General features: G+C 60.7%; 4 protein-coding genes. 3 read left to right on the top strand and 1 reads right to left on the bottom strand.

Annotated features, from left to right (window positions below; translation table 11 throughout):
- On the bottom strand, nucleotides 1-2,506 hold a 2,506-nt coding region (locus ACP5EL_RS09225), incomplete at its 3' end, for a DEAD/DEAH box helicase (RefSeq protein WP_428402220.1).
- A 373-nt stretch (nucleotides 2,507-2,879) separates the two neighbouring features.
- Between ACP5EL_RS09225 and ACP5EL_RS09220 the strand changes: the two genes are divergently transcribed.
- From ACP5EL_RS09220 to ACP5EL_RS09210, 3 genes are all read left to right on the top strand, one after another.
- The gene (locus ACP5EL_RS09220) at nucleotides 2,880-3,146 is read left to right on the top strand and encodes a nucleotidyltransferase family protein (RefSeq protein WP_428402219.1); all 267 of its coding nucleotides are present in this window, start codon (nucleotides 2,880-2,882) and stop codon (nucleotides 3,144-3,146) included.
- Nucleotides 3,143-3,505, top strand: coding sequence for a HepT-like ribonuclease domain-containing protein (locus tag ACP5EL_RS09215; protein WP_428402218.1), 363 nt, complete (start codon nucleotides 3,143-3,145; stop codon nucleotides 3,503-3,505). The genes ACP5EL_RS09220 and ACP5EL_RS09215 overlap by 4 nt, the downstream gene beginning before the upstream one ends.
- Nucleotides 3,506-3,961: 456 nt before the next feature.
- On the top strand, nucleotides 3,962-4,446 hold a 485-nt coding region (locus tag ACP5EL_RS09210), incomplete at its 3' end, for an NAD-dependent epimerase/dehydratase family protein (protein ID WP_428402217.1).

Below are 4,446 nucleotides of genomic sequence, written 5' to 3'. Positions count from 1 at the left end.
GGATCAGGCCTCTGCGCTGGATCTCGGCGGAGGATTCGATCTTTGCCAGCATATCCTCGACGACGGCACCGTAGAGGGTGGCCTGTTCGGGGGTGAGGTGGTAGTAGAGCTTCGACTCGACCTTCTCAGGCAGGTCACTGATGATTGCTGGATCCGTCTTGAGCCGGCGGAGGATGAAGGGTTGGGTCATTCGCCGGAGGCGTTCGGCTCGGTCTTGGTCCCGGTACCTCTCGATGGGCAGAGCGAAGGTCTGGTGGAACTTCTTGGCGGGACCCAGGTAGCCGGGGTTTAAAAAGTCCATGATCGACCAGAGTTCCGAGAGGCGGTTTTCGACCGGGGTTCCGGTGAGGGCGATCCTCTGGTCGGCCTTGAGCTTCTTTATGGTCTTGGTCTGTTTGGCTTGGGGGTTTTTGATGTTCTGGGCCTCATCCAGGACGAGGTTCTGCCAGCAGATCGTCGACAGGGCCTCTTCGTCCCGCTGAGCCGTGGCGTAGGTGGTGATGACGAGGTGGTGGCCTTTCGCTTCTTCTCCAAAGTCCCTTTCGGATAGCCGGTCGGCGCCGTGGTGGACCATGACCCGGAGGGATGGGGCGAAACGTTCAAGTTCGCGTTGCCAGTTTCCCGCCACCGACATGGGGCAGATCAGAAGGGTTGGCTTTCGGGTCCCCAAAGCCTGCTCGTGGAGGAGGAATGCGATCAGCTCGACGGTCTTTCCCAGGCCCATATCGTCGGCGAGGCAGGCCCCGAACCTCAGCTGGTGCAGATAGCTGAGCCAGGAGAGGCCCTTGGCCTGATAAGGGCGGAGGGTCCCTCTGAAGCTTGCGGGGACGTCGACGGTCTCGATCTCGCCTTTTCCTGAGAGGCGCTCCAGCATATCGCGGATCCGGCCTTCGGCCTCGACCTTGAGGAGGGGAAGGTCTCCTTCCATGGCCTCTTCTGCGCCCAGGCCCAGGCGGATCGCCTCACCCAGGGAGATGGTCTCTATCCCCTCTTCCCGCCTCTTCTCGAAGAACTTTATGGCAGTCTCTATCTCCGATGGGGGCAGCTCCACCCATTCGCCCCGGACTTGGACCAGGGGCACCTTGAGGTTGATCAGGTTGGAAAGCTCCGTCTCGGTGAGGGGCGAGTCGCCGAGGGCGAGCTTCAAGTCATACTTCACGATCGATTTCAGGCCGAAGAGGCCCCGGCTAATCTCTCGGTCAGGTTCGGTCTCCTCGTCGAGATCGATCAGCTTAAGTTTCAGGCCGAGGCGTGCGCCCCGCTTCTCCCACCACGACGGGAGGAGGACTCCAAACCCGTTCTGTTCCAGGAGGGGCGCTGATTCCCGGAGGAACTTGTAGGCCTCTTGAGCTTCAAGCTCAAGGCCCCAGGGGCAGGCGGCCATCAGGCACCGCTCGATCTGGGGGGAGATCCGGGACGCGGTGCCCAGGTCTCTCAGGAGGTGTTCTTGGGGGTTGTTGATCTTTCTTTTGAGGAAGGTGGCGGTCACTGACCGGGCTTTCCAGATCTCTTCTGCCGGAACGAGGAGGCTTTTGTCGTCTTTTGCCTGGAAGAATATGCGCAAGTGCCATGATTCGCCGTTGCCATCTCCGGAGGCCGGGGGCGAGTCCAGCCTGAAACAGGTCCGGAAGGGCGCGTTGGGGAAGGGGGGCTTGAGCGAGGATATCCAGCCCTCCATCTTTTTAGAGAAGGCCTTCAGCTCCGGGACGCTGGCCTTGAGGCTGGGGTCATCGCCGGCCAGGGCCCGGAGGAACTGGCGGGGGAGGGGCGCGGTTTTGGATCGCCGGCCGGCTGGGTGGGGATCGAGGCGGATCTCTTCGGCGATGAGGGACCGGCGGACGAAGGCGTCGGTCGTCAGGTCGATGAAGCCGGTGACGAGGTGGAGGGGGTCGGGTCCGGCTTTTCGAGGCTCCTTTCTCGAGGAGGTCTCCTCCTCGAAGGCGAGGCAGGCGGGCGGCAGGGATTTCGCCAGGGTCTGAAGCCGGGTTTGGTCGTCCTCGTCGATTATCGGTCTCCATCGAGCTTTGCCCTCTATTGCGATGGGAGCAAACTGTTCTCTGGCGATCAGTTCGAGGGAGAACCTGGCCGCTGTTATCCAGAACTCCAAGGAGCTGGCGAAGACTATCCCCGGTGGCGGGTGGACGGGCAGATCGAGGAGGGTATCGAGAGCTGAAGGGGGGTCGAAGGCGAGGGCGTCTATGAGCCAGGGGGACAGGCCTGAAGGCTCTTGGTCGATCAGATCGTCCCGTATGAGCCCCGGGGACGGGAGCGGGCCCTTCTTGGTGGCGGGCAGCCTGCACGTTATCGGCTCGGCGCCTGTGGGGTTCATCCCGAAGATCGTCGCCATCTCGTCGTTGAGCATATCTATCGGGACGGCGAAGGGGTGGGGTCTGGGCTTCTTTTTGGGTATTCTTCCCCGCGACGGCTTGACCGCCGCCGGAAGGGCTGACGATTCCGCCCAGAGGCGAAGGGAGGATCGATCCCAGATTGCGTGCAAGACCAGCATCTTGGGATGGGGTATGATCCTTGCCTTGTATTATGCTTTTGTGGAGGGGGGATGGTGGCTCTTTAATCCCGATGGCGTGCTGGCGGGGTTCGCGCCCCTCTTGCGCCGCTCTCCCTCCGGTCGGGCGGTGGTGCGGGGAATCGGCGCGATGGAGCTTCTGTATCGATGTTGGGGCCTCTCTTTCTCTCCTCCGAGGTGATCCCTCGTCCGATGCGGCGGCGGTGGTCAAGGGTGCGGTCCAAAGGCGGGCCGGAAGGTCTCAAAAATATATATATCTCCTGAAAGCATTTCGAGTATAAGATGAAAGTCAGGTGATACCATGATCGACCATTCGCCAACTGCAGATCGCTCCTCTCTAGATGAGATCGTCAGGATGCTGAGGGAAAGCATCCCCTATCTCGCGGATCGTTATGTTGTGAAGCGTCTGTGGGTCTTCGGATCTTACGTCAGAGGTGAGGCGGACGGTGAGAGCGACCTGGACATTCTTGTGGAGTTCGAACGAGCACCCACTCTCTGGGAGTTAATCCGGCTCGAACGAGAGCTGGGAGATAAGATGGGGGTTAAGGTGGATCTGGTGATGAAGAAAAACCTAAAACCCGGCATCAGAGATGCGGTCCTGAAGGAGGTGGTGGCCGTTTGAGGAGAGATGGGGATCCCAGGGATTATCTATTTGATATCGCGCATTATGCAGAGATTGGGGAGAGGATGGTGGCGGGCGGCAATTTCGAGGAGTTTGCAAGAGACGAGGTGAAGGTCTTGGCGGCTCTCCGGGTTCTTGAAGTCATCGGCGAGGCGTCGAAAAGGGTGCCCGATGACCTCAAGAAAAGGTATCCTGAGATCCCCTGGAAAGATGTTGCGGGGACGCGCGACAAGCTGATACACGGCTATTTTGACGTGGATCTGGAGGTCGTATGGGCTTCCTTATCAGAAGATCTTCCGCCCCTCAGGAGGACCGTCGCCAAAATGCTCGAGGATCTGGGGAGATCTTCTGAGCGGTGACTCTGTCGTACTCTCCTCATCCCTTCCGTTCAGGCTGGAGGGGGGATGGCGGCCACCAATCCCCGATATCGCGGGCGCGGGCCGGGGTCGCGGTCCTCTTGCGCCGCCCTCCCTTCCGGTCGGGCGGTGGTGCGGGGAGTGGAGAGGGCAGCGAAGCTCGCCTGATGCCGGGAGGGGGGGTCTCGGGCGAGGATCTGGGTGAGGGGCCAAAAGGTTTATTTGGGAGATGAGAGGGAGGGGGGAAGGGCACTCCTCCAGATCTCGGCTGATCTGAGTGGAGGCGGAGAGACGTCAGCGTCCGAATTGATCTGATGATAGGAGGGCGCAGACGGATGTGGCGGAGGCCATCTCCAGGAAGTATTTTAAGCATCATATTTTCAAGTCGGAATAATATCTTTGCGAGACTTGCAGGTATCTTCCGGGAGAAAAATTCTCCAATCGAGGATGCTATCGACCATGACCAGGAAGTACGCCATAACGGGGGGAGCCGGGTTCATCGGCTCAAACCTCGCCGAGGCCCTGGCCGACGGAAATGAGGTGGTGGTCGTCGACGACCTCTCCGCCGGGAGAAGAGAGAACCTGGCGGGTCTGGACATCGAGCTCGTCGAGGGGAGCATCCTCGACCTCGATCTCCTGAAAGAGGCCTTCGAGGGGTGCGATTGCGTCTTCCACCAGGCGGCGATCGCCTCGGTCCAGAGGTCGGTGGAGGACCCGATCCAGACGAGCCGGGTGGGGGTCGAGGGGACGCTGAACGTCCTTGTCGCCGCCCGGGACGCAGGCGCCGAGAAAGTCGTCTTCGCCTCATCGGCGGCGGTATACGGCGACTCGCCAGTTCTTCCCAAGAGGGAGGATATGAGGCCGGAGCCAAAGTCCCCCTACGCCGCCGGAAAGCTCGCGGGGGAGGGGTATTGCATCGCCTTCAACGAGGTCTACGGGATGAG

Source organism: Methanocrinis sp., from assembly GCF_049974945.1.
Classification (GTDB): domain Archaea; phylum Halobacteriota; class Methanosarcinia; order Methanotrichales; family Methanotrichaceae; genus Methanocrinis.
This window is presented reverse-complemented; position numbering and strand designations above follow the sequence as displayed.